We start from the raw sequence: 20,832 nt of genomic DNA on the forward strand, positions 1-20,832 counted from the left end.
TGACTGAAAACGCCCCCAGATCTTCCATCCTGCCGCCGCTGTTAAAGTCGGTAATAAAACCAACTTATTTCCAGAAACGCCGATATTTTATATTTATAATTAAGTTTTATGTGTTAGTTTATTGTATACAAAATAATGATTATTAAAAACCAGGGGTATTACCGGTCGGTATGCAGGAGAAAGATTTTTTTAACTGGCGTCGCGATATCTTGGCGCGATTCCAGGAGATGACAACCGCGGAAGAAATTTATTCCGAGTTACAGCGGCAGACGCAGCAGCTGGAATTCGATTATTTTTCGCTTTGTGTTCGCCATCCGGTGCCGTTTACCCGGCCGAAGATCAGTGTGGAAACCACCTATCCCGTAGCGTGGATGCAGCACTATCAGGCGGAGAATTTTTTCGCCATCGATCCGGTGTTGAAAGCGGAGAATTTTATTCAGGGACATCTACCATGGAATGACAAACTCTTCCAGGACGCCATGACCTTGTGGGATGCTGCCCGCGACCACGGTTTGCGCAAAGGTATTTCCCAGTGTCTGATGTTGCCGAATCATTCGCTCGGTTTCCTGTCGGTTTCCCGTAGCAGCATGCTGGCAAAAATGATGCCTGATGATGAAATCGAAATGCGCCTACAGACGCTGGTGCAAATGAGCCTGCTCATGTTGTCGCGACTGGGGCACGAGCTGGTTGTGACGCCGGAAATGAAATTCAGTAAGCGGGAAAAAGAAATCCTGAAGTGGACGGCTGAAGGGAAAACGTCGGCGGAAATCGCGATGATCCTGTCGATATCGGAAAATACCGTCAACTTTCACCAAAAAAACATGCAGAAAAAATTCAACGCGCCGAATAAAACCCAGATTGCCTGCTATGCGGCCGCGACTGGCATGATTTAAGCCGACTTTGGGCAGTGCATGCCAGACAAACGGCTGCCGGAAATATCCGACAGCCGGCTTAATTACTGGCGATAAGCTTGTTTAATTTGTTTAACAGTGCTGGAAAAAACGGCCGCCTGCGTTTCATCTTCCATCTGATCGATTTGTTTTTCCATTTTAATGATGACGCGGCCTGCGTCAGCCTGTCCCATTGCCTGTAACATCAATGTCATCAATGATTTCAGGCAGGAAACTTCCAGTGCCAGTTCCTTTGCATTATCAGCAGTGGAAAAATCAGGTGTGCTCAATTTATTTTCCTCGTTACGTTGCCGCGCCTCTGCGCGACGATCACTGTCAAAGCGCGCGAGTATACCATATTGCCCGCAAAAGAAAGCAGAGGATGTTTTTTATCCTGACAGGGGTTATTAAATTAAACTTGCGATGCATTAAAAATGAGCAGTTATTTTGCCCCGGAAAATATATGATCTATCGAAGCGGGATGAGTTTAATAGTTGTTACAAATTTCATGGCTTAATTATTGATAACGGAAATACATTTTTTCGGTAACTTTATGAAAAATGGCGCCAAAATTTTCCCGCGCTGCGCTTGAAAACAGAAGATGCGTTTCCACTTTTTGTACAATCTAATTTCCAAAAACGAGAGCAAAATCCGGCTGGCACTGTTTTTAGTCATTCACTGTTGGGTAAAAAAACGCTAATATATGGCGAGTTAATTTTCAGCAGCGTTATCCCTATTTCGGAGATACTCCTTTGATCAACGTACTACTTGTTGATGACCATGAGCTGGTGCGCGCAGGGATACGACGCATTCTTGAAGATATTAAGGGCATAAAAGTCTCTGGCGAGGTCTGTTGCGGTGAAGATGCCATCAAGTGGTGTCGCGCCAACTCCGTCGATGTTGTCTTGATGGACATGAACATGCCCGGTATTGGCGGCCTTGAAGCTACGCGCAAAATTGCACGCGGCAATGTCGACACCAAAGTTATTATGCTCACGGTTCATACAGAAAACCCTCTGCCAGCAAAAGTGATGCAGGCGGGTGCAGCAGGCTATCTCAGCAAAGGTGCCGCGCCGCAGGAAGTGGTGAATGCCATCCGCTCTGTCCATTCCGGCCAGCGTTATATCGCTTCAGATATCGCTCAGCAAATGGCGCTAAGCCAAATCGAACCTGAAAAAACGGACTCGCCGTTCTCCAGTTTGTCTGAACGAGAATTGCAGATTATGCTGATGATCACCAAAGGCCAGAAGGTCAATGAGATCTCAGAGCAGTTGCATCTGAGCCCGAAAACAGTGAACAGCTATCGCTACCGCATGTTCAGTAAATTGAACATTCATGGTGATGTCGAACTGACGCACCTCGCGATTCGCCATGGTTTGTGTAATGCGGAGACGTTAACAAGTCAGTGACTGAAGTTTTTGATTCTAAAGCCTTTCTTAAAACGGTTACCAGTAAACCCGGTGTCTATCGTATGTATGATACCGGCGGTACTGTCATCTATGTCGGTAAAGCGAAAGACCTGAAAAAACGGCTTTCCAGCTATTTCCGGGGCAACCTGGCATCGCGTAAAACCGAAGCGCTGGTCGCGCAAATCCAGCAAATCGATGTCACCGTTACGCACACCGAAACAGAAGCGTTATTGCTTGAGCATAATTACATCAAGCTCTATCAGCCGCGTTATAACGTGCTGTTGCGTGACGATAAATCCTATCCCTTTATTTTTCTCAGCGGCGATACTCACCCGCGTCTGGCGATGCACCGGGGTGCAAAACATGCCAAAGGTGAGTATTTCGGCCCGTTCCCCAATGGTTACGCTGTGCGCGAAACGTTGGCGTTGCTGCAAAAAATATTTCCGGTGCGCCAGTGTGAAAACAGCGTTTACCGTAACCGCTCACGTCCCTGTTTACAGTACCAGATTGGCCGCTGTCTTGGGCCCTGTGTGGCCGGGCTGGTCAGTGAAGAAGAGTATGCGCAACAAGTTGATTACGTGCGCATGTTCCTTGCGGGCAAAGATGATCAAGTGCTGACGCAGCTTATTGCCCGCATGGAGAAAGCCAGCCAGGCACTGGAGTTTGAGGAAGCCGCGCGGATCCGCGATCAGATTCAGGCCGTTCGCCGGGTCACTGAAAAACAGTTTGTTTCCAATAATGGCGACGACCTGGATGTCATTGGCGTGTCGTTTGATGCCGGTATGGCGTGTGTGCACGTACTTTTTATTCGCCAGGGTAAAGTGCTTGGCAGCCGCAGCTACTTCCCGAAAGTTCCGGGTGGCACGGAGCTTGGCGAAGTGGTGGAAACCTTTGTTGGCCAGTTCTACTTGCAGGGGAGCCAGATGCGCACGTTGCCAACGGAGATCCTGCTCGACTTTAATCTCAGCGATAAAACTCTCCTGAGCGACTCATTATCGGAACTGGCGGGACGGCGCGTTAACGTGCAGACCAAACCGCGCGGTGACCGGGCGCGTTATCTTAAGCTTGCACGAACCAATGCGGCTACAGCGCTCAGCACTAAGCTTTCTCAACAGTCGACTGTGCATCAACGCCTTGCAGCGCTGGCCAGCGTGCTTGAACTGCCTGAAATAAAGCGTATGGAGTGTTTTGACATTAGCCACACCATGGGTGAACAAACCATTGCCTCCTGCGTGGTGTTTGATGCAAACGGTCCGCTGCGTGCCGAGTATCGCCGCTACAACATCACCGGCATTACGCCGGGGGATGATTATGCCGCGATGAATCAGGTGTTGCGTCGTCGTTATGGTAAGGCCATCGAAGAGAGTAAAATCCCGGATGTTATTTTAATCGACGGCGGGAAGGGACAGCTTGGTCAGGCAAAAGCGGTGTTTGCCGGGCTGGAGGTCGAGTGGGATAAAGACAGACCGTTGTTACTGGGCGTGGCGAAAGGGGCAGATCGCAAAGCCGGGCTTGAGACGTTGTTCTTCGAGCCGGAAGGCGAGGGCTTTAGCTTGCCGCCGGATTCACCCGCGTTGCATGTTATTCAGCACATTCGTGACGAGTCCCACGATCATGCGATCAGCGGGCACCGAAAAAAACGTGCGAAAGTGAAAAATACCAGTACGCTGGAAACGATTGAGGGTGTGGGTCCCAAACGCCGGCAAATGCTGCTGAAATATATGGGCGGCTTGCAAGGTTTACTCAATGCCAGCATTGAAGAAATCTCAAAAGTGCCGGGGATCTCTCAGGCGCTGGCAGAAAAGATCTACTACTCGTTGAAACATTAAGGGCTCTGTAGCACCATAGAGCGAATATTCACGGACAACAGACAGTTAACGCCGCTATGCGATTCAATATCCCTACGTTGCTCACCCTTTTTCGCGTCATCCTGATCCCGTTTTTCGTGCTGGCGTTTTATCTTCCTTTTCAGTGGGCTCCGTTTGTCTGCGCCCTGATTTTTTGTTGTGCCGCCGTCACTGACTGGTTTGACGGCTTTCTGGCGCGCCGCTGGAACCAAAGCACGCGTTTTGGCGCTTTTCTCGATCCGGTTGCGGATAAGGTGCTGGTAGCGATTGCGATGGTACTGGTTGCTGAGCATTATCACAGCTGGTGGGTTACGTTACCGGCTGCCACGATGATTGCCCGCGAGATCATCATTTCCGCATTGCGTGAATGGATGGCCGAAATGGGTAAACGCAGCCGTGTGGCGGTGTCCTGGATCGGTAAAGTCAAAACGACATCGCAAATGGCGGCGTTGGTGTGGTTGCTGTGGCGTCCCAATGTATGGGTAGAATACGCCGGGATTGCGCTGTTCTTTGTCGCTGCGGTGCTGACGCTGTGGTCCATGTTGCAATACCTGAACGCGGCGCGCGGCGATTTGCTTGAACAGTGATCGTTTCGTTGTAATTTTCAGCAAACGATCCGCCTTTTGAAAAATATCGTTGACTCAGTGCGTCAGGTAAGTAGAATGCAACGCATCGGAAGGCAGCGTAGCTCGCCAGAAGATAATAAAATCAAGTGATTACAACAAGCTTGATAAGCGGGAATAGCTCAGTTGGTAGAGCACGACCTTGCCAAGGTCGGGGTCGCGAGTTCGAGTCTCGTTTCCCGCTCCAGTTTAATGCATCGGCTGTTTTAGCGGATGCCGGCTGAAAAGCCTGAAGAATCTGGCGCGTTAGCAAAGCGGTTATGTAGCGGATTGCAAATCCGTCTAGTCCGGTTCGACTCCGGAACGCGCCTCCAATTTCTTCCCGAAGCCCGGATGGTGGAATCGGTAGACACAAGGGATTTAAAATCCCTCGGCGTTCGCGCTGTGCGGGTTCAAGTCCCGCTCCGGGTACCATTGGGAAAGAACAGAATAATCAAAGCAATAAGCAGTGTCGTAAAACCACCGAAAGGTGGTTTTTTTGTGCCTGTTATCTGGCAGATATAAAAAAACCGCGCAGAGCAGCAAACTCCCGCGCGGTTTGTCCTCGTCTGTTAACCCACCTCGGGTAGCACACCCGCAACGATGGCGAACTGAATCGCAATAATAGCAATACCGCAGGCAAAAATCAGGCATAGCGCCGGTTTGCCCCCCAGCACGCGGTAAGCGCTGTGCGGATGATGCTTACGGCTTTGCCAGGCCAGCATTGACGGCAGCAACAGTGCCAGTACAGAAAGCGCCACACCGGCATATCCCAGCGCCATAACAAAACCTCGCGGGTAGAAGAGGGCAAAGGCCAGCGGCGGCAGGAAAGTGATAAAACCGCTTTGCAGGCGACCGAAGGCGTTATTACGCCGCTGGAACAAATCTGCGAGATAGTCGAATAACCCAAGCGAAACGCCCAGGAAAGAGGTCGCCAGCGCCAGGTCTGCGAACAGGTGCACCGCAAGCTCCACATGTGGCGATGCGACCACTTCACGTAAAGCTTGCAGTAACCCATTTAATCCTGCCTGAGTCGCGAGTAAGCCCATAAAAGTGGAAGAGCTGATACTACCCAGCGTTGCCAGTTGCCAGAAAATATACGCAACCAGCGGGATTGCGCTGCCCGTGATAAAGATCATTCGCAGTTTACGAATGTTTCCGCCCATATAACTGACAATACTCGGTACACTGCCGTGAAAGCCAAATGAAGTGAAAATCACCGGCATCGCAGAAAGCGCCAGACCTTTTTCCAGCGGCATTGTCAACAAATTGGCCTGGTGAACATGCGGCATCAACAGCACCAGCATCAACACCAGGAAGAGTATTTTGGCACTGAATAAAAAGCGGTTGAACAAATCGACCAGCGATGTTCCCACGCAGACAACCCCGCCTGCCACCAGGGTGAAGATCAATACGCCCGCCACGGGGGAAAGATTAAGCGCAAGCCATTGATTCAGGCTTGAAGCCAGTAATTCCCCGGCACCGCTGATATAAGCCGCTGTCAACGCGTACATCAAAAACATCATGCTAAAGCCGGTGATCCACTGACCGTAGCGTCCTAAATAGCGATGCGCGAGCGAACCTAAGCCGGTGTCTGCTGGCACATGTTGGTAAACTTCCAGCAGTAACAGGGCGGTGTAACACATCACAGCCCACAGGGTGAAAAGCAAAACCAGCGTCGTGGTAAAGCCCACGCCAGCTGCCGCCAGCGGCATCGCCAGCATTCCGGCACCAATCGTGGTACCCGCTACGATAAAAACACTTCCAAGTGTTCGATTTTTCACGCTTTCCTCTGAAATAAAACGTATAGCCCAATCAATCTGCGGCGCAGAGTAAGGGAATTCAGTGATTTCGTCAAACGGCCGTTACAATGGGTGTAATTTATTCTTTACGTTACGGGGCAGTGTATTTGCCTCAAGGGACCCAAGAGTTTAACCACTTCATCAGAGGGATGTTTTTGCCCGCCATTCTTCATGGCTTAAAAAGCAGTGGTAAGTTTTCAAAATGATGAGAAAGGTGATAGGGAGTATGAATCCCTTTACAGCACATTGGTCTCGAGGCGGAAATTTGCTGTGCCACGGTCACTGAATCATTCGCTGGCACGACGGGCCAATGGAATGACCAGAATGGCGTGGGGAGAAGAATATGGGCACCTGGGGCAGTTACTCGGTTATTGACCCGGTGGATGAGACGTTTGCCGAGGGAGCAGAAGAAGATGCCTGGATTATTGAAAATGTCGACTGGCTGACCGATGTCTTCTGTGTGCATGGTATTGCGCTGGAGACGAAATATTATCGCTATTTTTACCGCGCAGTAAATCAACAGGACGGGCGCTGCACTCGCTGCGCCGGAAGTATGTAAACCTGTTTTAACGCAACGTTCGTAAGCAAAGAGGTGTATATGATGCACCTTTTTGCGAGGGATATTTATGGCGTCAATTCACGGTCATGAAGTGTTGAATATGATGATTTCTTCAGGCGAACACTATTCACATGAGAGCCTGGTAGCGGCAATCGTTGCCCGCTTCGGTGCGGAGGCGCGTTTTCATACCTGTTCAGCCGAGGGGATGACGGCGAAGGAGTTGGTGCTGTTTTTGGCCGCAAAAGGAAAGTTTATTCCCGTCGAAGAGGGGTTCTCGACGCACGAAAGTAAAATCTGCCCGCATTAATAAAAAAGGCGGTAAAGCAAACTTTACCGCCATGGTAATTAATTCTGTGCGTCGAGCGTCGCCAGTTCTTTATCGACGAAGTAAAGGCCTTCGCCGCTTTTACCCACCAGAGATAATTTATCAATAACGGATTTAAACAGTTTCTCTTCTTCATGTTGTTCCGCAACATACCATTGCAGGAAATTAAAGGTCGGATAATCCTGCGTGGTCATTGCAACATGCGCCAGCTCATTAATTTTCTGCGTGATCAGTTGTTCGTGTTCGTAAGTCGCGCGGAACAAAACATCGAGCGATGCATAATCCGCCACCGGCGAGTCAATGGTGCTGATGCGCGGCAGGCTGCCAGTATCGGTCAGGTAGTCGAACAGGCGTTGCATATGCGTCATTTCTTCCTGAGCATGGCGACGCAAAAACGCGGCAGCACCTTCAAAACTATGGAAGCTGCACCAGGCGCTCATTTGTTGATAGAGCAGGGAAGAAAACAGTTCCAGATTCATTTGTTCATTTAATTTTTCAATCATCTCTGCTTTTAACATGGTGCGGCTCCGGAATTTATAATGGTGATTAGCAGCGGCCACTATAATTTGTTATTTAATTATTTGCAAAAGGTAAAATAAAAATTAAGTCTCGAAAAAAAGAGAATGAGAATAAAACGCATTGCAGGAAATAATATAATTAAATGAGAATTGTTTTGATTATTAATAAAAGAAAAAGCCAGCATTGTTATGCCAGCTTTTAGCGATTACCAGGTTGCCGTGCCGTGATTAAAAGCCATGCCCCGGCACTGATACTGGATAGTGACCTTGGTATTCATGCAGACAGAACCGCTAATCAGACTACAGGTTTCGACTGGCCTGCCATACGACACGGCAGTGGCATAGCCCATCTGCTGGCACTGTTTGTTGGCAGTGCTTTGCGCGGCGCTTTGGTCGTAACTCGCGGTTTGCAACATCTGCTGGTTGAAACTGAGCCGCACCAGACCGCTGATGGGATCCACTTCACTGACTTTCGCCTGTTTGGTAAAGCTACAGCCACTGAGCATTATCAGTGAAGCCGCAATAACTATTTTTTTCATCAAATCGCCCTGATTCATTTTGGCATGTTCGCATCTTATCGTGTTGATGTAGAGGCAATCGGTGGAATAACCTGCAGAACCTGCATTACTTATCGTAACGGGGGCGATTTGCGTCCTAACCATAATAGTGCCTTTACTCCCCGGCGCTCCTGCGTCGCTATTGATGACAGCCCGCGCGTTAACGCTTTCCGTCAATGGGATCTTCCTCACAACCCATCAAAACTGTGAGCCGCCCTTTGATTTTTAAAACCATTTTTCATTAAATTTGAAAGTATGTTTGTCAGGTAGTAAGGTTTATGCAACCTTTGCTATCTGAAGTCTGTTCACAGGAGATAAAAAATGAAAATCGCACTGATGATGGAAAACAGCCAGGCTGCTAAAAACGCCATCATCCTGAAAGAACTGAAGAGTGTTGCTGACGAGAAAGATTTCCCGGTATTCAACGTGGGCATGAGCGACGAGAACGATCATCATCTGACCTACATCCATCTTGGGATTATGGCCAGTATCCTGCTGAACGCGAAAGCGGTGGACTTTGTGGTGACCGGTTGTGGTACCGGGCAGGGCGCGCTGATGTCCCTGAACATTCACCCAGGTGTGGTATGCGGATATTGTATCGATCCGGCTGACGCCTTCCTGTTTGCCCAGATCAACAACGGTAACGCGCTGGCGCTGCCATTTGCCAAAGGTTTCGGCTGGGGCGCAGAACTGAACGTACGCTTTATTTTTGAAAAAGCGTTTACCGGTCGCAAAGGCGAAGGCTATCCGCCGGAGCGTAAAGAGCCACAGGTACGTAACGCCGGTATCCTGAATCAGGTTAAAGCTGCAGTAGTGAAAGAGAACTACCTTGATACGCTGCGCGCTATTGACCGCGATCTGGTGAAAACAGCGGTTTCCGGTGAACGCTTCCAGCAGTGCTTCTTTGAAAATTGCCAGAGCAAAGAGATCGAAGCGTTTGTGCGCGAAATCCTTGCCTGATGTAAAAAAGCCGCAACGTCTGTTGCGGCTTCTCTTCCTTACTCACTCACTACGCTTTTTTCTGCGACACCGTGCTGCCAGCATGCTTTGTCAGCCGCAGTGTATCCACCATGCCGACCAGGCAAATCAGCGCAATAAAGACAAATGCCAGGCGGAAACTGCTCCCCTCAATGGCGGTCATATTCAGCCATGCGCTGACCTGCTCGCCAATACGAATACCTATTGCCCCAAGCGTAATGCCAAGGCCAACCGCAAGTTGTGTGGCGGTACTGAATAACGTGTTGGCGTAACTCATCTGTGCGGAGGGCACATCGGCGAATGCCAGGGTGCTCACCCCGGTAAACTGGATAGAACGAAACACGCCGCCAAGGTAGAGGATCAAAAAAGTAAGCCACACTGGGGTGTGGGAGGTCAGCAGCGCGCAAGCCAGTAACGCCAGCACGTTCAATGCGCCATTAATCAGCAGCAACTTTTTAAAACCCAGCCAGCGAATCAATGGTGTGGTTGCGGGCTTAATACTGAGATTCCCGGCAAAAACCGCCAGCACTAACAACCCGGCATGGAACGGATCCATTCCGAAGCCCACCTGGAACATCAGAGGTAGCAAAAACGGCACGGCACTGATAGATGCGCGAAATAACGAACCGCCATACAAAGTTACGCGAAACGTCGGGACTGTCATGGCGTCCAGGCGGATCATCGGCCAGCGCGCACGCCGGAAATGGCGCAAAGTAAAGGCCAGCGTAACGCCACCCAGCACCAGCAGACCTGCAGTCAGTAGGCCCTGGGGATGTTCTGACCCGAGGGCTTCCATTGCATAGACCAGGCTGACCATGGCCACAGCCGTGGCAATAAAGCCCGGTACATCGAACGGGCGTCGCTCTTCTTCGCGAATGTCAGGGATAATCCGCAACGCCAGCGCAATAGCCAGTACGCCAAGGGGGACATTAATAAAGAAGATCCAACGCCAGTCGGCATAGTGAGTAATAAAACCGCCGAGCGGTGGACCAATAATCGGCGCAACCAGTGCTGGCCACGTCAGGGTGGCAATGGCTGTGATCAGTTGATGTTTTGGCGTGGTGCGCAGTACCGCAAGCCGACCAACAGGGACCATCAACGCGCCACCAACACCCTGCAGAATGCGCATGGCCACGAACATGTCGGCGCTGGTAGACAGCCCACATAACACCGAGGCAAGGGTAAAAATGAGCAGCGCCATAGAAAATACATTGCGTGCGCCAAACCGATCTGCAATCCAGCCACTAGCGGGGATCAACACCGCCAGAGTGATCAGATAAGCACTAATACCAATATTGAGCGCCACGGCTTCGACGCCGAAGCTTTTTGCCATATCCGGTAAGGCGGTGGCGATCACCGTGCCATCAATAAACTCCATAAAGAAAGCGCCGGCGACCAGGAGCGCTGCGGGAGAAAGACCTGCTGTCTTTCGCGAAAGGGTACTTTCACGCATGTTGTGATCTGCCATTTAAAAAAAGTTGAGAATACTAAAGAAATTTTTAGCGAGCTAACTCTCAGATTTATAATCCTATTTTTAACAAAGCTACTGCATTTTCATTTTTTGAAACGTGATTTCTATCACAGAAGACTTGATTTATGTGATGGAGGTCATATTATGTGCACATAGAGACGTAACACCTGCATAACAAATCGCCGGAGCAACACATGAAATTGCGTAAAATCCTGAAACACATGTTCGAAACCTACTGCAAAACTTTCAAAGACGTACCGCCAGGCGCTATGTTCTGATGATAAAGAAACCTGCTGAGGCAGGTTTTTTTATGCCTGCAATTCACCGCCACGAATGCGCAAAACTACTCTTAACCTGCGATTCCCGGTACTATGACGCCCTTTCGTAAAGGAGCCTCATATGACGCAGAATTTTTCAGAAGATCAGGAACTGGTGTCCGATATCGTTGCCTGCCAGTTAGTGATTAAGCAGATCCTCGATGTCATCGACGTTATCGCGCCGGTAGAAGTACGTGAAAAGATGGCCAGCCAGCTTAAAAACATCGATTTCTCCAGTCACCCTGCCGCCGCCGATGCGGTGACACGTCGTGCTATTCAAAAAGCGATTGCCTTAATTGAACTGAAATTTACCCCGCAAGGCGAAGCTCACTAAATCGCAGGTGCTTCCTGCCATCCTTCACGCTGACTGCCCACGTTGTGACGTGTCTATGATTTTTGAAACGTTGTTTTGATCAACAATAAACTCCGTTTGGTTAATCAATCTTCAACGTGAGGAGTCAGAAATGAAAAAAGTGGCGGTGTTGTTGGCGCCCGGTTTCGAAGAGGCAGAGGCGATTATCACCATTGATATTTTGCGCCGCCTGAATATTGAAGTGGAAACGCTGGCCTGTGCGGAGTCACGTGCAGTGGTCAGCTACCACAACATTCCTATGGTGGCGGATAGCACCCTTACTGAACGCATAAATGCACTTTACGACGCCGTGATCCTGCCAGGCGGCCCCCAGGGAAGCGTGAACCTTGCTGCTAACCAGGAGGTGTTGCAGTTTGTTGAACGCCACGATGTTGCAGGCATGCTGATCTGCCCAATTTGCTCTGCTGCTGCGCGGGTGCTGGGGGGCAACGGTTTACTGAAAGGGCGGCGTTATGTCTGCTCTGGTGAGTTGTATGAAACCGTGCGTGATGGCGAGTATGTAGACGCACCGGTGGTCGAAGATGGCAACATGATCAGCGGCAAGGGATTAGGCCTGGCGTTTGATTTTGCCTTTACTGTCGCTTCACGTTTGCTGGGCGATGAAATCGCGGCGCGAGATCACGCCGATCATATCTACTATAGCTGGTAATTTTTCCGCCCGGATGCACCCTGTATCCGGGTACAAGGATAAGCTGGCTGACGTTATGGATAATCCTGCTTTTGCCTGCCGCATTTGTCCGACAAAAACGCCTGATTTTATGTGAAATATCGCTGAATTTATGTACGGAATTACTGTAATTCTGCGGTGTGATGGCGCTCTCCTATGGAGAATCAATTTCCCGCTAAAACTATTTCCAGCACCAGCGTCCAGGGAAACATGGTCGCTAATGCCTTGTTTTATGAACTTTTAAAGAAACCTTTATTTGATTTCCCCTACATAAAAGAAAGCTAAAGCTGGAGTTTACCATGCACAAATTCACTAAAGCGTTGGCGGCCATCGGCCTGGCTGCCGTTATGTCACAATCCGCTATCGCTGAAACCATGAAGCTGGGCTTCCTGGTGAAGCAACCAGAAGAACCGTGGTTTCAAACTGAATGGAAATTCGCCGATAAGGCAGGCAAAGATTTAGGTTTCGAGGTGATCAAAATTGCCGTGCCGGATGGTGAAAAAACGCTGAATGCCATCGACAGCCTCGCCGCCAGTGGGGCGAAAGGCTTCGTCATTTGTACACCTGATCCAAAACTGGGTTCGGCAATTGTCGCCAAAGCCCGTGGTTACGACATGAAAGTCATCACCGTTGATGATCAGTTCGTTAATGCTAAAGGCGAACCGATGACCACCGTGCCGCTGGTCATGATGGCCGCAAGTGAAATCGGTGCCCGCCAAGGCCAGGAGCTGTATAAAGAGATGCAAAAACGCGGCTGGAACGTCAAAGAGACGGCGGTAATGGCGATCACAGCCAATGAGCTGGATACCGCGCGTCGCCGTACGACGGGCTCAATGGATGCGTTGAAAAAAGCCGGTTTCCCGGAAAAACAGATCTACCAGGTGCCTACCAAATCTAACGATATCCCCGGCGCTTTTGATGCCGGTAACTCGCTGCTGGTGCAACACCCTGAAGTCAAACACTGGCTGGTGCTGGGCATGAATGACAACACCGTGCTTGGCGGCGTGCGTGCGACCGAAGGGCAAGGCTTTAAAGCCGCTGATGTTGTTGGCATTGGCATTAACGGTGTGGATGCGGTAAGCGAACTGTCTAAAGCGCAGGCCACCGGCTTCTTTGGTTCTCTGCTGCCAAGCCCGGATGTGCACGGTTATAAAACCAGTGAGCTGCTGTACAACTGGGTGACCAAAGGCGTAGAGCCGCCGAAATTCACAGCGGTGACAGATGTGGTACTGATCACCCGCGATAACTTCAAAGAAGAGCTGGCGAAAAAAGGACTGTAATTCTCTGTTGGTTGTGCTCCCCGCTTAAGCGGGGAGCCAGAGGTCCAATGAACTGCTTCACGGAGACGTTATGCAACAGTCTACCCCTTATCTCTCGTTTCGCGGCATCGGCAAGACGTTTCCCGGTGTCAAAGCGCTCAGCGAGATCAGTTTTGATTGCCATGCCGGGCAGGTTCATGCCCTGATGGGCGAGAACGGCGCCGGTAAATCGACGCTGTTAAAAATACTCAGCGGCAACTACGCACCGACTACCGGCACACTGGCCATTAAAGGCGAAGAGGTGTCCTTCGCCGACACCACCGCGGCACTCAACGCGGGTGTGGCGATCATTTATCAGGAGTTACACCTGGTGCCGGAAATGACCGTGGCCGAGAACATTTATCTTGGTCAGCTACCTCATAAAAGCGGCATCGTGAACCGCTCATTGCTGAACTATGAAGCGGGACTGCAGCTGAAACATCTTGGGCTGGATATCGATCCACAAACGCCGCTGAAATATCTCTCTATTGGGCAGTGGCAGATGGTCGAAATCGCCAAGGCGCTGGCCCGCAATGCCAAAATCATCGCCTTCGATGAACCGACCAGTTCGCTCTCCGCCCGCGAAATCGACAATCTTTTCCGGGTGATCCGCGAATTGCGTAAAGAGGGGCGTGTGATCCTGTATGTCTCGCACCGCATGGAGGAGATTTTTGCCCTCAGCGATGCCATTACCGTCTTCAAAGATGGCCGCTATGTCCGCACCTTCACCGATGTGCAGCAGGTCAGCCATGATCAGTTAGTGCAGGCGATGGTTGGCCGTGAACTGGGGGATATTTATGGCTGGCAACCACGCGAGTATGGCGAAGAACGCTTGCGGCTGGATCAGGTCAAAGCGCCAGGCGTGCGTACGCCAATCAGTCTGAGCGTGCGCAAAGGCGAAATCGTAGGCCTGTTCGGGCTGGTGGGGGCCGGGCGCAGTGAACTGATGAAAGGCCTGTTTGGCGGTACGCAGATCAGTGAAGGGCAGGTGTTTATTGACGATGAGTTGGTGGACATTCGTAAACCGGCCCATGCGATTCGCGCTGGAATGATGTTGTGTCCGGAGGATCGCAAAGCCGAGGGCATTATCCCGGTGCACTCGGTGCAGGAGAACATCAATATCAGTGCCAGACGGAAATATATTCGCGCTGGTTGCCTGATCGATAACGGCTGGGAGAACCAGAACGCTGAACACCACATTCGCTCGCTCAATATCAAAACCCCCGGCGCCGATCAGCTGATTATGAATCTCTCGGGCGGTAACCAGCAGAAAGCCATCCTTGGGCGCTGGTTATCAGAAGAGATGAAAGTGATCCTGCTGGATGAGCCGACCCGCGGTATTGATGTCGGGGCAAAACATGAAATCTACAACGTGATCTATGCGCTGGCTGCAAGAGGCGTTGCGGTGCTGTTCGCCTCCAGCGATTTGCCGGAAGTGCTCGGCGTGGCGGACCGCATTGTGGTAATGCGGGAAGGCGAAATTGCCGGTGAATTGTTACACGGTCAGGGCGATGAACAGCGGGCGCTGAGCCTCGCGATGCCTAAAGTTAGCCAGGCTGTCGCCTGAGTGAAGGAGAGAATGATGTCATTTTTAACTACGTCCCGCACGACAAAATCGGCTTTTAGCTTTGGTCGGATCTGGGATCAGTTCGGCATGCTGGTGGTGTTCGCTGTGCTGTTCCTGGGCTGCGCCGTTTTTGTGCCGAACTTTGCCAGCTTCGTCAATATGAAAGGGCTGGGGCTGGCCATTTCCATGTCTGGCATGGTGGCCTGCGGCATGTTGTTCTGCCTGGCGTCGGGGGACTTTGACCTCTCCGTCGCTTCGGTTATTGCCTGCGCTGGTGTGACCACGGCCGTGGTGATCAACATGACCGAAAGCCTGTGGATTGGCGTTTTTGCCGGTTTACTGCTGGGCGTGATCAGCGGTTTAGTCAACGGCTTCGTGATTGCGCGTTTAAAAATCAATGCCCTTATTACCACGCTTGCCACTATGCAGATTGTGCGCGGTCTGGCCTATATTATCTCGGATGGTAAAGCGGTGGGCATTGAAGACGAACGTTTCTTCACGCTGGGTTACGCCAACTGGCTGGGGTTGCCTGCGCCAATTTGGTTAACCGTGGCCTGCCTGGTTATTTTTGGTTTCCTGCTTAACAAAACCACGTTTGGCCGTAACACGCTGGCTATCGGTGGTAATGAAGAAGCCGCGCGACTGGCTGGTGTGCCCGTGGTGAGAACCAAAATTATCATCTTTGTGCTTTCTGGTCTGGTGTCGGCGGCGGCGGGGATTATTCTTGCGTCACGTATGACCAGTGGCCAGCCGATGACCTCGATTGGGTATGAGCTGATTGTGATTTCGGCCTGCGTGTTGGGTGGCGTCTCGTTGAAAGGCGGGATCGGGAAAATCTCATATGTGGTGGCGGGTATTCTGATCCTGGGTACGGTCGAAAACGCCATGAACTTGCTGAATATTTCTCCTTTCTCGCAGTACGTGGTGCGGGGCCTGATCCTGCTGGCAGCGGTGATTTTCGACCGCTACAAACAAAAAGCCAAACGCACAGTCTGATCGCAACGACAGACATTTTTTACCCAAACTTTAAGTCTACCTCCACTTCCTTACCAGCCGTTAATTCGGCTGGTAAGTCATGCTTAAAATGGCGAGCAGCGTCACACTGTCTATACTTACATGGCTAATGAAAATGAGATGTTAATGAATAACAGCTCTCATCAAGACTGTAAGGAGGAAACCAGGGTGGAAGACGCGTTATCAGTACCGCCTCTCTTTTCCGGAAATTTTGCTTTTTTTTTCGATTTGGATGGCACCCTCGCAGATATTCAATCGCACCCGGATGAGGTATTTATCCCGGCTGATGTCCTTGCCAGACTGGCGCGGCTTGGCGAGATAAATGACGGGGCGCTGGCATTGATTTCAGGGCGTTCAATCACTGAGCTTGAACAGCTCATCAAGCCGTATCGCTTCCCCCTTGCTGGTGTGCATGGTGCGGAGCGCCGCGATATCAATGGTCAAACCGAGCGAGTCACGTTACCGGAAAATATCATCGCGCCACTGGAGCGTGAACTGCGACAGGGAGTATTGTCGCTCGACGGTGTGGAGATTGAGGCCAAAGGTATGGCATTTGCATTGCATTATCGCCAGGCGCCGCAACATGAAGAGGCGGTGTATGATCTGGCTACAAAGATGGTCGCACACTTTCCGCAACTGGCTATGCAGCCTGGTAAATGTGTGGTCGAGCTGAAACCGTCCGGTATTCATAAGGGCGCCGCGATTGAAGCCTTTTTGCAGTCGCCGCCGTTTACCGACAAGACCCCGGTGTTTGTTGGTGACGATCTTACCGACGAACATGGATTTAAAGCCGTTAACCGTCTCGGCGGTGTGTCGATTAAGGTCGGGGCAGGTGAAACCGAGGCGAAATGGCGGCTGGAAGGGGTCAACGAGGTTTATCAGTGGCTTGAATCCATTACCGATTATCAACAACAAAAACAACGGGCGCTAACAAACAGGAGAGATGGCTATGAGTCGCTTAGTCGTAGTATCTAATCGAATTGCACCGCCTGATGACAAAAAGACCAGCGCTGGCGGGCTGGCTGTAGGGATCCTCGGGGCGTTAAAAAGCACCGGCGGATTATGGTTTGGCTGGAGCGGTGAAATTGGCAATGAGGACCAGCCGTTAAAAAAAGTCACCAAAGGGAACATTACCTGGGCTTCTTTTAACCTGAGTGAAGAGCATTACGATCAATATTATTCGCAGTTCTCGAACGCCGTATTGTGGCCTGCATTCCATTACCGTCTGGATTTGGTGAACTATCAGCGTGAAGCCTGGGAAGGCTACCAGCAAGTGAATGCGCTGCTGGCGGAAAAACTATTACCGCTCCTGAAGCCGGACGATATCATTTGGATCCATGATTACCATCTGTTGCCATTTGCAAGCGAACTTCGACAGTTAGGCGTCAAGAATCAAATCGGCTTCTTCCTGCATATTCCATTCCCGACACCGGAAATTTTCAACGCCTTGCCGCCGCATGCGGAACTGCTGGAGCAGCTCTGTGATTACGATTTATTAGGCTTCCAGACTGAAAGTGACCGACTGGCGTTTCTCGACAGTTTGTCAGTGCAAACCCGGCTTACCACGCGCAGTGGTAAAAACCACATCGCCTGGGGTAAAAACTTCCGCACCGAGGTTTACCCGATTGGCATTGAGCCGGAAGAGATTGCGCAGCAGGCTGCCGGGCCGCTACCCGCCAAGCTTGCGCAGTTGAAGAACGAGCTCAAAAACGTGAAGAATATCTTCTCTGTAGAACGGCTCGATTACTCCAAAGGGCTGCCGGAGCGCTTTCTTGCTTATGAAACTCTGCTGGAGAAATTCCCGGAGCATCACGGCAAAATTCGTTATACGCAGATTGCGCCAACTTCACGTGGAGAAGTACAGGCGTACCAGGATATTCGGCATCAATTGGAAACCGAAGCAGGGCGTATCAACGGTAAGTACGGTCAACTTGGCTGGACACCGCTCTACTATTTGAACCAGCACTTCGATCGCAAGATACTGATGAAAGTTTTCCGCTATGCGGAAGTGGGGCTGGTAACACCGCTGCGCGATGGGATGAATCTCGTGGCCAAGGAGTACGTTGCCGCGCAGGATCCGGCAAACCCAGGGGTGCTTATTCTGTCGCAATTTGCCGGGGCGGCGAATGAACTCACCTCCGCGCTGATTGTTAACCCTTACGATCGGGATGACGTCGCTTCCGCAATGGACAGGGCGCTGAAAATGCCACTGGCGGAGCGTATTTCACGTCACTCTGAAATGCTGGAAATTATCAAGGAAAATGATATTCAGCACTGGCAGCAGAGGTTTATTAGCGATTTAAAGCGCATAACGCCACGTAGCGAGCAAAGCGAGCTACAACACAATGTGGCGACCTTTCCAAAGCTGGCATGACACACAGGGCTCCCGCGTAAGCGGGAGCTTCTTACACTCCCAGCGGTACCAGCAATACGTCTACTTCACTGGCACGCACAATGCTTTTTGCGGAGCAGGCTGCGCGCGAAAAAAACGTCTGGTTATGATTCCCGCACAACACCAAATCCACACCCCGCTCGCGGCAGGTATGCAGAATGTGTTCGCTTAATTCACCCGAGGCGATAATAGCGCGCTCTATGGGGTAACCGGCGTTGTGCATCAACTCGTCCATAAATTGCTGTGTCTCTTCTTGTAACACTTCACGCACATTTTCCATCATCGGCGCGGCGAGTTGGTTGTAGAGTTCGGGATCGGCAGCCAGGGTAATCAGGGTGATTCGGGCATTGAAAGGACGGGCGATATCGATAGCTTTGGCCAGCAATTGCCGGCTCTCCGGCGTGATCGCCACAGCGACCAGAAGATGAGCATAGGGCATGTCTCTCTCCTTTTTGAATCAAATTTTTCTCACCATTACTCCCTTTCCGCAGGCAGTGCAAGCCAGAAATATTGCCGCGTTGTGAAGGTTATCATAAATATTCATTAATTATTCTAACGTAACGGCATGGCTACCGATTGAGCGGGTTAATCGAATTTAAATTCTTAACTAAAATTAAGAGAATTTAAGATCAAATTGTTAAATTATTGATAGTACTGATTAAGAGCAACTTAATGATAACGGGCCCTAATTAATTAGACATCATTAAATAGTAATTTATTGTTTTTTATAAGATTTTATTATTGTCTCTGATTTAGACACGCGAAATTGAATATTTATGACGCAGGAGGGTAAACCTCCGACCAGTTAACAATGTTTAGACGCTGCTTTGCATGCCTATTCGTGTCGAAGGAATAGAAAAGATGCTCAATCGAGTAATAAAACGTCAATTCTGAAGCGAGACTGATAGATTTCTTACCCAGAATAGCTTAAATTATGTGACGTAGATCACAAAAATTTCAAAATTTCGCTCTGGTCAGATTGTATGTAAGGACACCTACGAGTACAGTTGCGTCGAATTAGGAAAAATCTTAGTTCTTTGTAAGAAATGATTAAGAAGTTAGCAAGGCAATAACATTTGAGCGAAGCGCCTTGCTGAACCGATCCTAAGTCAGTTATGCATTTAGCCTTTCTTTTTTTATACCGGGTTTTTTCCCGGCGACATCACGGGGTGCGGCTCAGCCGCATAAGATACAAGTTGGTTATTCGGGATGGGAAAAATGCATACATCCGAGTTGCTGAAACATGTTTACGACATCAACCTGTCGTATTTACTCCTTGCTCAGCGTTTGATCAGCCAGGACAAAGCCTCCGCAATGTTCCGTCTTGGCATTAATGAAGAAATGGCGACCACGCTGGGTGAGTTAACCCTTCCGCAAATGGTTAAACTGGCTGAAACCAATCAGCTGATCTGTCAGTTCCGTTTCGACAATCACCAGACTATTACTCGTCTGACCCAGGAATCTCGCGTGGATGATTTACAGCAAGTCCATACCGGGATCCTGCTTTCCACTCGTCTGCTCAATGAGTCTTCGCAGACCGGCGATGCGGCCAGAAAGAAAAGGGCGTAATCATGAGCGAAAAAAGCATTGTTCAGGAAGCCCGCGATATTCAGTTAGCAATGGAACTGATTACGCTTGGCGCACGTTTGCAAATGCTGGAAAGTGAGACGCAGCTGAGTCGTGGTCGTCTTATTAAACTCTACAAAGAGTTGCGTGGTAGCCCGCCGCCGAAAGGTATGCTGCCATTCTCCACTGACTGGTTTATGACCTGGGAGCAGAACATTCACGCTTCCATGTTCTGTAACGCCTGGCAATTTCTGTTGAAGACAGGTCTGTGCAGCGGTGTTGACGCTGTGATCAAAGCATACCGACTCTACCTGGAGCAATGCCCTCAAGCCGAGGAAGGACCGCTGCTGGCGCTGACCCGCGCCTGGACGCTGGTTCGTTTCGTGGAAAGCGGAATGCTGGAGTTGTCTCGCTGTAATTGCTGTGGCGGTAATTTTATTACGCACGCACACCAGCCCGTTGGTAGTTTCGCCTGCAGTTTATGCCAGCCGCCTTCTCGCGCGGTAAAAAGACGTAAACTTTCCCGGGATGCTGCCGATATTATTCCACAACTGCTGGATGAACAGATCGATCAGGCTGTTTGACCGAATCAGGTGGAAAACACTCCAGCAGCGGTGCAGTAATGCCGCTGCTTTTTTTTTACCTCCGATTCGTTAACCCTCTGAAATGTTTATCCCTAG

At 50.3% G+C, this 20,832-nt stretch carries 22 protein-coding genes, 3 tRNA genes and 1 pseudogene; 20 read left to right on the forward strand and 6 right to left on the reverse strand.

Annotation, left to right across the window (positions count from 1 at the left end):
- Window positions 1-170: 170 nt before the first annotated feature.
- Window positions 171-893, forward strand: a complete 723-nt coding sequence (gene sdiA, locus RTX30_RS18245; protein WP_312691585.1) for a transcriptional regulator SdiA — start codon at window positions 171-173, stop codon at window positions 891-893.
- A gap of 62 nt (window positions 894-955) precedes the next feature.
- Here sdiA and RTX30_RS18250 read toward each other — a convergent pair whose 3' ends face one another.
- The gene (locus RTX30_RS18250) at window positions 956-1,180 is read right to left on the reverse strand and encodes a DUF2594 family protein (RefSeq protein ID WP_312691586.1); all 225 of its coding nucleotides are present in this window, start codon (window positions 1,178-1,180) and stop codon (window positions 956-958) included.
- Window positions 1,181-1,642: 462 nt separating this feature from the next.
- On the opposite strand from RTX30_RS18250, the gene uvrY reads away from it, so the two are divergent.
- From uvrY to RTX30_RS18280, 6 genes are all read left to right on the forward strand, one after another.
- Complete coding sequence (gene uvrY / locus RTX30_RS18255; protein WP_312691587.1) at window positions 1,643-2,299, forward strand: UvrY/SirA/GacA family response regulator transcription factor; 657 nt, start codon at window positions 1,643-1,645, stop codon at window positions 2,297-2,299.
- Complete coding sequence (gene uvrC / locus RTX30_RS18260) at window positions 2,296-4,128, forward strand: excinuclease ABC subunit UvrC (RefSeq protein ID WP_312691588.1); 1,833 nt, start codon at window positions 2,296-2,298, stop codon at window positions 4,126-4,128. Before uvrY ends, uvrC begins: the two co-directional genes overlap by 4 nt.
- Before the next feature lie 56 nt (window positions 4,129-4,184).
- Window positions 4,185-4,733 (forward strand): CDP-diacylglycerol--glycerol-3-phosphate 3-phosphatidyltransferase, encoded by a 549-nt coding sequence (gene pgsA / locus RTX30_RS18265; protein WP_312691589.1) that lies wholly within the window; start codon window positions 4,185-4,187, stop codon window positions 4,731-4,733.
- A 147-nt stretch (window positions 4,734-4,880) separates the two neighbouring features.
- Window positions 4,881-4,956: transfer RNA gene (locus tag RTX30_RS18270), tRNA-Gly, on the forward strand.
- A 53-nt stretch (window positions 4,957-5,009) separates the two neighbouring features.
- Window positions 5,010-5,083, forward strand: a tRNA-Cys gene (locus RTX30_RS18275).
- Between the two features lie 13 nt (window positions 5,084-5,096).
- Window positions 5,097-5,183, forward strand: a tRNA-Leu gene (locus RTX30_RS18280).
- 137 nt (window positions 5,184-5,320) lie between these two features.
- On the opposite strand, the gene tyrP is transcribed toward RTX30_RS18280, so the two are convergent.
- Window positions 5,321-6,532: a tyrosine transporter TyrP gene (gene tyrP, locus RTX30_RS18285; RefSeq protein ID WP_312691590.1), complete on the reverse strand. Its 1,212-nt coding sequence runs from the start codon at window positions 6,530-6,532 to the stop codon at window positions 5,321-5,323.
- A 223-nt stretch (window positions 6,533-6,755) separates the two neighbouring features.
- Here tyrP and RTX30_RS18290 point away from each other — a divergent pair.
- Window positions 6,756-7,109: pseudogene (locus RTX30_RS18290) on the forward strand (hypothetical protein).
- A gap of 67 nt (window positions 7,110-7,176) precedes the next feature.
- Window positions 7,177-7,416: a YecH family metal-binding protein gene (locus RTX30_RS18295; protein ID WP_312691591.1), complete on the forward strand. Its 240-nt coding sequence runs from the start codon at window positions 7,177-7,179 to the stop codon at window positions 7,414-7,416.
- Between the two features lie 38 nt (window positions 7,417-7,454).
- On the opposite strand, the gene ftnA is transcribed toward RTX30_RS18295, so the two are convergent.
- Together ftnA and yecR are read right to left on the reverse strand one after the other, a co-directional pair.
- Window positions 7,455-7,952 carry a non-heme ferritin gene (ftnA, locus tag RTX30_RS18300; RefSeq protein WP_312691592.1) on the reverse strand — a complete coding sequence of 166 codons (498 nt, stop codon included), beginning with the start codon at window positions 7,950-7,952 and terminating at the stop codon, window positions 7,455-7,457.
- Between the two features lie 206 nt (window positions 7,953-8,158).
- Entirely contained in the window at window positions 8,159-8,491 is a 333-nt protein-coding gene (yecR, locus tag RTX30_RS18305; RefSeq protein ID WP_312691593.1) for a YecR family lipoprotein, read from the reverse strand.
- A gap of 339 nt (window positions 8,492-8,830) precedes the next feature.
- Here yecR and RTX30_RS18310 point away from each other — a divergent pair, with 339 nt between their 5' ends.
- Window positions 8,831-9,469 (forward strand): RpiB/LacA/LacB family sugar-phosphate isomerase, encoded by a 639-nt coding sequence (locus RTX30_RS18310; RefSeq protein WP_312691594.1) that lies wholly within the window; start codon window positions 8,831-8,833, stop codon window positions 9,467-9,469.
- A gap of 49 nt (window positions 9,470-9,518) precedes the next feature.
- On the opposite strand, the gene RTX30_RS18315 is transcribed toward RTX30_RS18310, so the two are convergent.
- Window positions 9,519-10,940, reverse strand: coding sequence for an MFS transporter (locus RTX30_RS18315; protein WP_312691595.1), 1,422 nt, complete (start codon window positions 10,938-10,940; stop codon window positions 9,519-9,521).
- A gap of 212 nt (window positions 10,941-11,152) precedes the next feature.
- Here RTX30_RS18315 and azuC point away from each other — a divergent pair, with 212 nt between their 5' ends.
- The 8 genes from azuC to otsA all read left to right on the forward strand — a co-directional run bounded on the left by azuC (window position 11,153) and on the right by otsA (window position 18,568).
- Window positions 11,153-11,236: a stress response protein AzuC gene (gene azuC / locus RTX30_RS18320; protein WP_017458329.1), complete on the forward strand. Its 84-nt coding sequence runs from the start codon at window positions 11,153-11,155 to the stop codon at window positions 11,234-11,236.
- A gap of 121 nt (window positions 11,237-11,357) precedes the next feature.
- Window positions 11,358-11,609 carry a DUF2766 family protein gene (locus RTX30_RS18325; RefSeq protein ID WP_312691596.1) on the forward strand — a complete coding sequence of 84 codons (252 nt, stop codon included), beginning with the start codon at window positions 11,358-11,360 and terminating at the stop codon, window positions 11,607-11,609.
- Between the two features lie 130 nt (window positions 11,610-11,739).
- Window positions 11,740-12,297 (forward strand): DJ-1 family glyoxalase III, encoded by a 558-nt coding sequence (locus RTX30_RS18330; protein ID WP_312691597.1) that lies wholly within the window; start codon window positions 11,740-11,742, stop codon window positions 12,295-12,297.
- Between the two features lie 317 nt (window positions 12,298-12,614).
- The gene (locus RTX30_RS18335; protein WP_312691598.1) at window positions 12,615-13,595 is read left to right on the forward strand and encodes an arabinose ABC transporter substrate-binding protein; all 981 of its coding nucleotides are present in this window, start codon (window positions 12,615-12,617) and stop codon (window positions 13,593-13,595) included.
- A gap of 70 nt (window positions 13,596-13,665) precedes the next feature.
- Window positions 13,666-15,180: an L-arabinose ABC transporter ATP-binding protein AraG gene (gene araG, locus RTX30_RS18340; RefSeq protein ID WP_312691599.1), complete on the forward strand. Its 1,515-nt coding sequence runs from the start codon at window positions 13,666-13,668 to the stop codon at window positions 15,178-15,180.
- 15 nt (window positions 15,181-15,195) lie between these two features.
- The gene (gene araH, locus RTX30_RS18345; RefSeq protein ID WP_312691650.1) at window positions 15,196-16,176 is read left to right on the forward strand and encodes an L-arabinose ABC transporter permease AraH; all 981 of its coding nucleotides are present in this window, start codon (window positions 15,196-15,198) and stop codon (window positions 16,174-16,176) included.
- Between the two features lie 186 nt (window positions 16,177-16,362).
- The gene (gene otsB, locus RTX30_RS18350; RefSeq protein WP_312691600.1) at window positions 16,363-17,169 is read left to right on the forward strand and encodes a trehalose-phosphatase; all 807 of its coding nucleotides are present in this window, start codon (window positions 16,363-16,365) and stop codon (window positions 17,167-17,169) included.
- Window positions 17,144-18,568 (forward strand): alpha,alpha-trehalose-phosphate synthase, encoded by a 1,425-nt coding sequence (gene otsA / locus RTX30_RS18355; RefSeq protein ID WP_312691601.1) that lies wholly within the window; start codon window positions 17,144-17,146, stop codon window positions 18,566-18,568. The genes otsB and otsA overlap by 26 nt, the downstream gene beginning before the upstream one ends.
- Before the next feature lie 31 nt (window positions 18,569-18,599).
- Here the strand turns inward: otsA and uspC are convergent, their stop codons facing one another.
- Entirely contained in the window at window positions 18,600-19,025 is a 426-nt protein-coding gene (gene uspC, locus RTX30_RS18360; protein ID WP_312691602.1) for a universal stress protein UspC, read from the reverse strand.
- 779 nt (window positions 19,026-19,804) lie between these two features.
- Between uspC and flhD the strand changes: the two genes are divergently transcribed.
- Together flhD and flhC are read left to right on the forward strand one after the other, a co-directional pair.
- The gene (flhD, locus tag RTX30_RS18365) at window positions 19,805-20,155 is read left to right on the forward strand and encodes a flagellar transcriptional regulator FlhD (protein ID WP_061494343.1); all 351 of its coding nucleotides are present in this window, start codon (window positions 19,805-19,807) and stop codon (window positions 20,153-20,155) included.
- Between the two features lie 2 nt (window positions 20,156-20,157).
- Window positions 20,158-20,736, forward strand: coding sequence for a flagellar transcriptional regulator FlhC (gene flhC / locus RTX30_RS18370; protein ID WP_061494345.1), 579 nt, complete (start codon window positions 20,158-20,160; stop codon window positions 20,734-20,736).
- The last annotated feature ends 96 nt before the right edge of the window (window positions 20,737-20,832 follow it).

It is taken from the genome of Kosakonia sp. (assembly GCF_032052965.1).
Taxonomy (GTDB): Bacteria; Pseudomonadota; Gammaproteobacteria; order Enterobacterales; family Enterobacteriaceae; genus Kosakonia.

Bases quoted from the DNA above. Each gene is read 5' to 3' on its own strand.
- RTX30_RS18330 (WP_312691597.1), top strand. From the start codon at position 11,740: ATGAAAAAAGTGGCGGTGTTGTTGGCGCCCGGTTTCGAAGAGGCAGAG.
- flhD (WP_061494343.1), top strand. From the start codon at position 19,805: ATGCATACATCCGAGTTGCTGAAACATGTTTACGACATCAACCTGTCG.
- sdiA (WP_312691585.1), top strand. From the start codon at position 171: ATGCAGGAGAAAGATTTTTTTAACTGGCGTCGCGATATCTTGGCGCGA.
- otsA (WP_312691601.1), top strand. From the start codon at position 17,144: ATGAGTCGCTTAGTCGTAGTATCTAATCGAATTGCACCGCCTGATGAC.
- RTX30_RS18310 (WP_312691594.1), top strand. From the start codon at position 8,831: ATGAAAATCGCACTGATGATGGAAAACAGCCAGGCTGCTAAAAACGCC.
- RTX30_RS18315 (WP_312691595.1), bottom strand. From the start codon at position 10,940: ATGCGTGAAAGTACCCTTTCGCGAAAGACAGCAGGTCTTTCTCCCGCA.
- pgsA (WP_312691589.1), top strand. From the start codon at position 4,185: ATGCGATTCAATATCCCTACGTTGCTCACCCTTTTTCGCGTCATCCTG.
- araG (WP_312691599.1), top strand. From the start codon at position 13,666: ATGCAACAGTCTACCCCTTATCTCTCGTTTCGCGGCATCGGCAAGACG.
- RTX30_RS18295 (WP_312691591.1), top strand. From the start codon at position 7,177: ATGGCGTCAATTCACGGTCATGAAGTGTTGAATATGATGATTTCTTCA.
- flhC (WP_061494345.1), top strand. From the start codon at position 20,158: ATGAGCGAAAAAAGCATTGTTCAGGAAGCCCGCGATATTCAGTTAGCA.
- uspC (WP_312691602.1), bottom strand. From the start codon at position 19,025: ATGCCCTATGCTCATCTTCTGGTCGCTGTGGCGATCACGCCGGAGAGC.
- araH (WP_312691650.1), top strand. From the start codon at position 15,196: ATGTCATTTTTAACTACGTCCCGCACGACAAAATCGGCTTTTAGCTTT.
- RTX30_RS18335 (WP_312691598.1), top strand. From the start codon at position 12,615: ATGCACAAATTCACTAAAGCGTTGGCGGCCATCGGCCTGGCTGCCGTT.
- azuC (WP_017458329.1), top strand. From the start codon at position 11,153: ATGAAATTGCGTAAAATCCTGAAACACATGTTCGAAACCTACTGCAAA.
- ftnA (WP_312691592.1), bottom strand. From the start codon at position 7,952: ATGTTAAAAGCAGAGATGATTGAAAAATTAAATGAACAAATGAATCTG.
- yecR (WP_312691593.1), bottom strand. From the start codon at position 8,491: ATGAAAAAAATAGTTATTGCGGCTTCACTGATAATGCTCAGTGGCTGT.
- RTX30_RS18325 (WP_312691596.1), top strand. From the start codon at position 11,358: ATGACGCAGAATTTTTCAGAAGATCAGGAACTGGTGTCCGATATCGTT.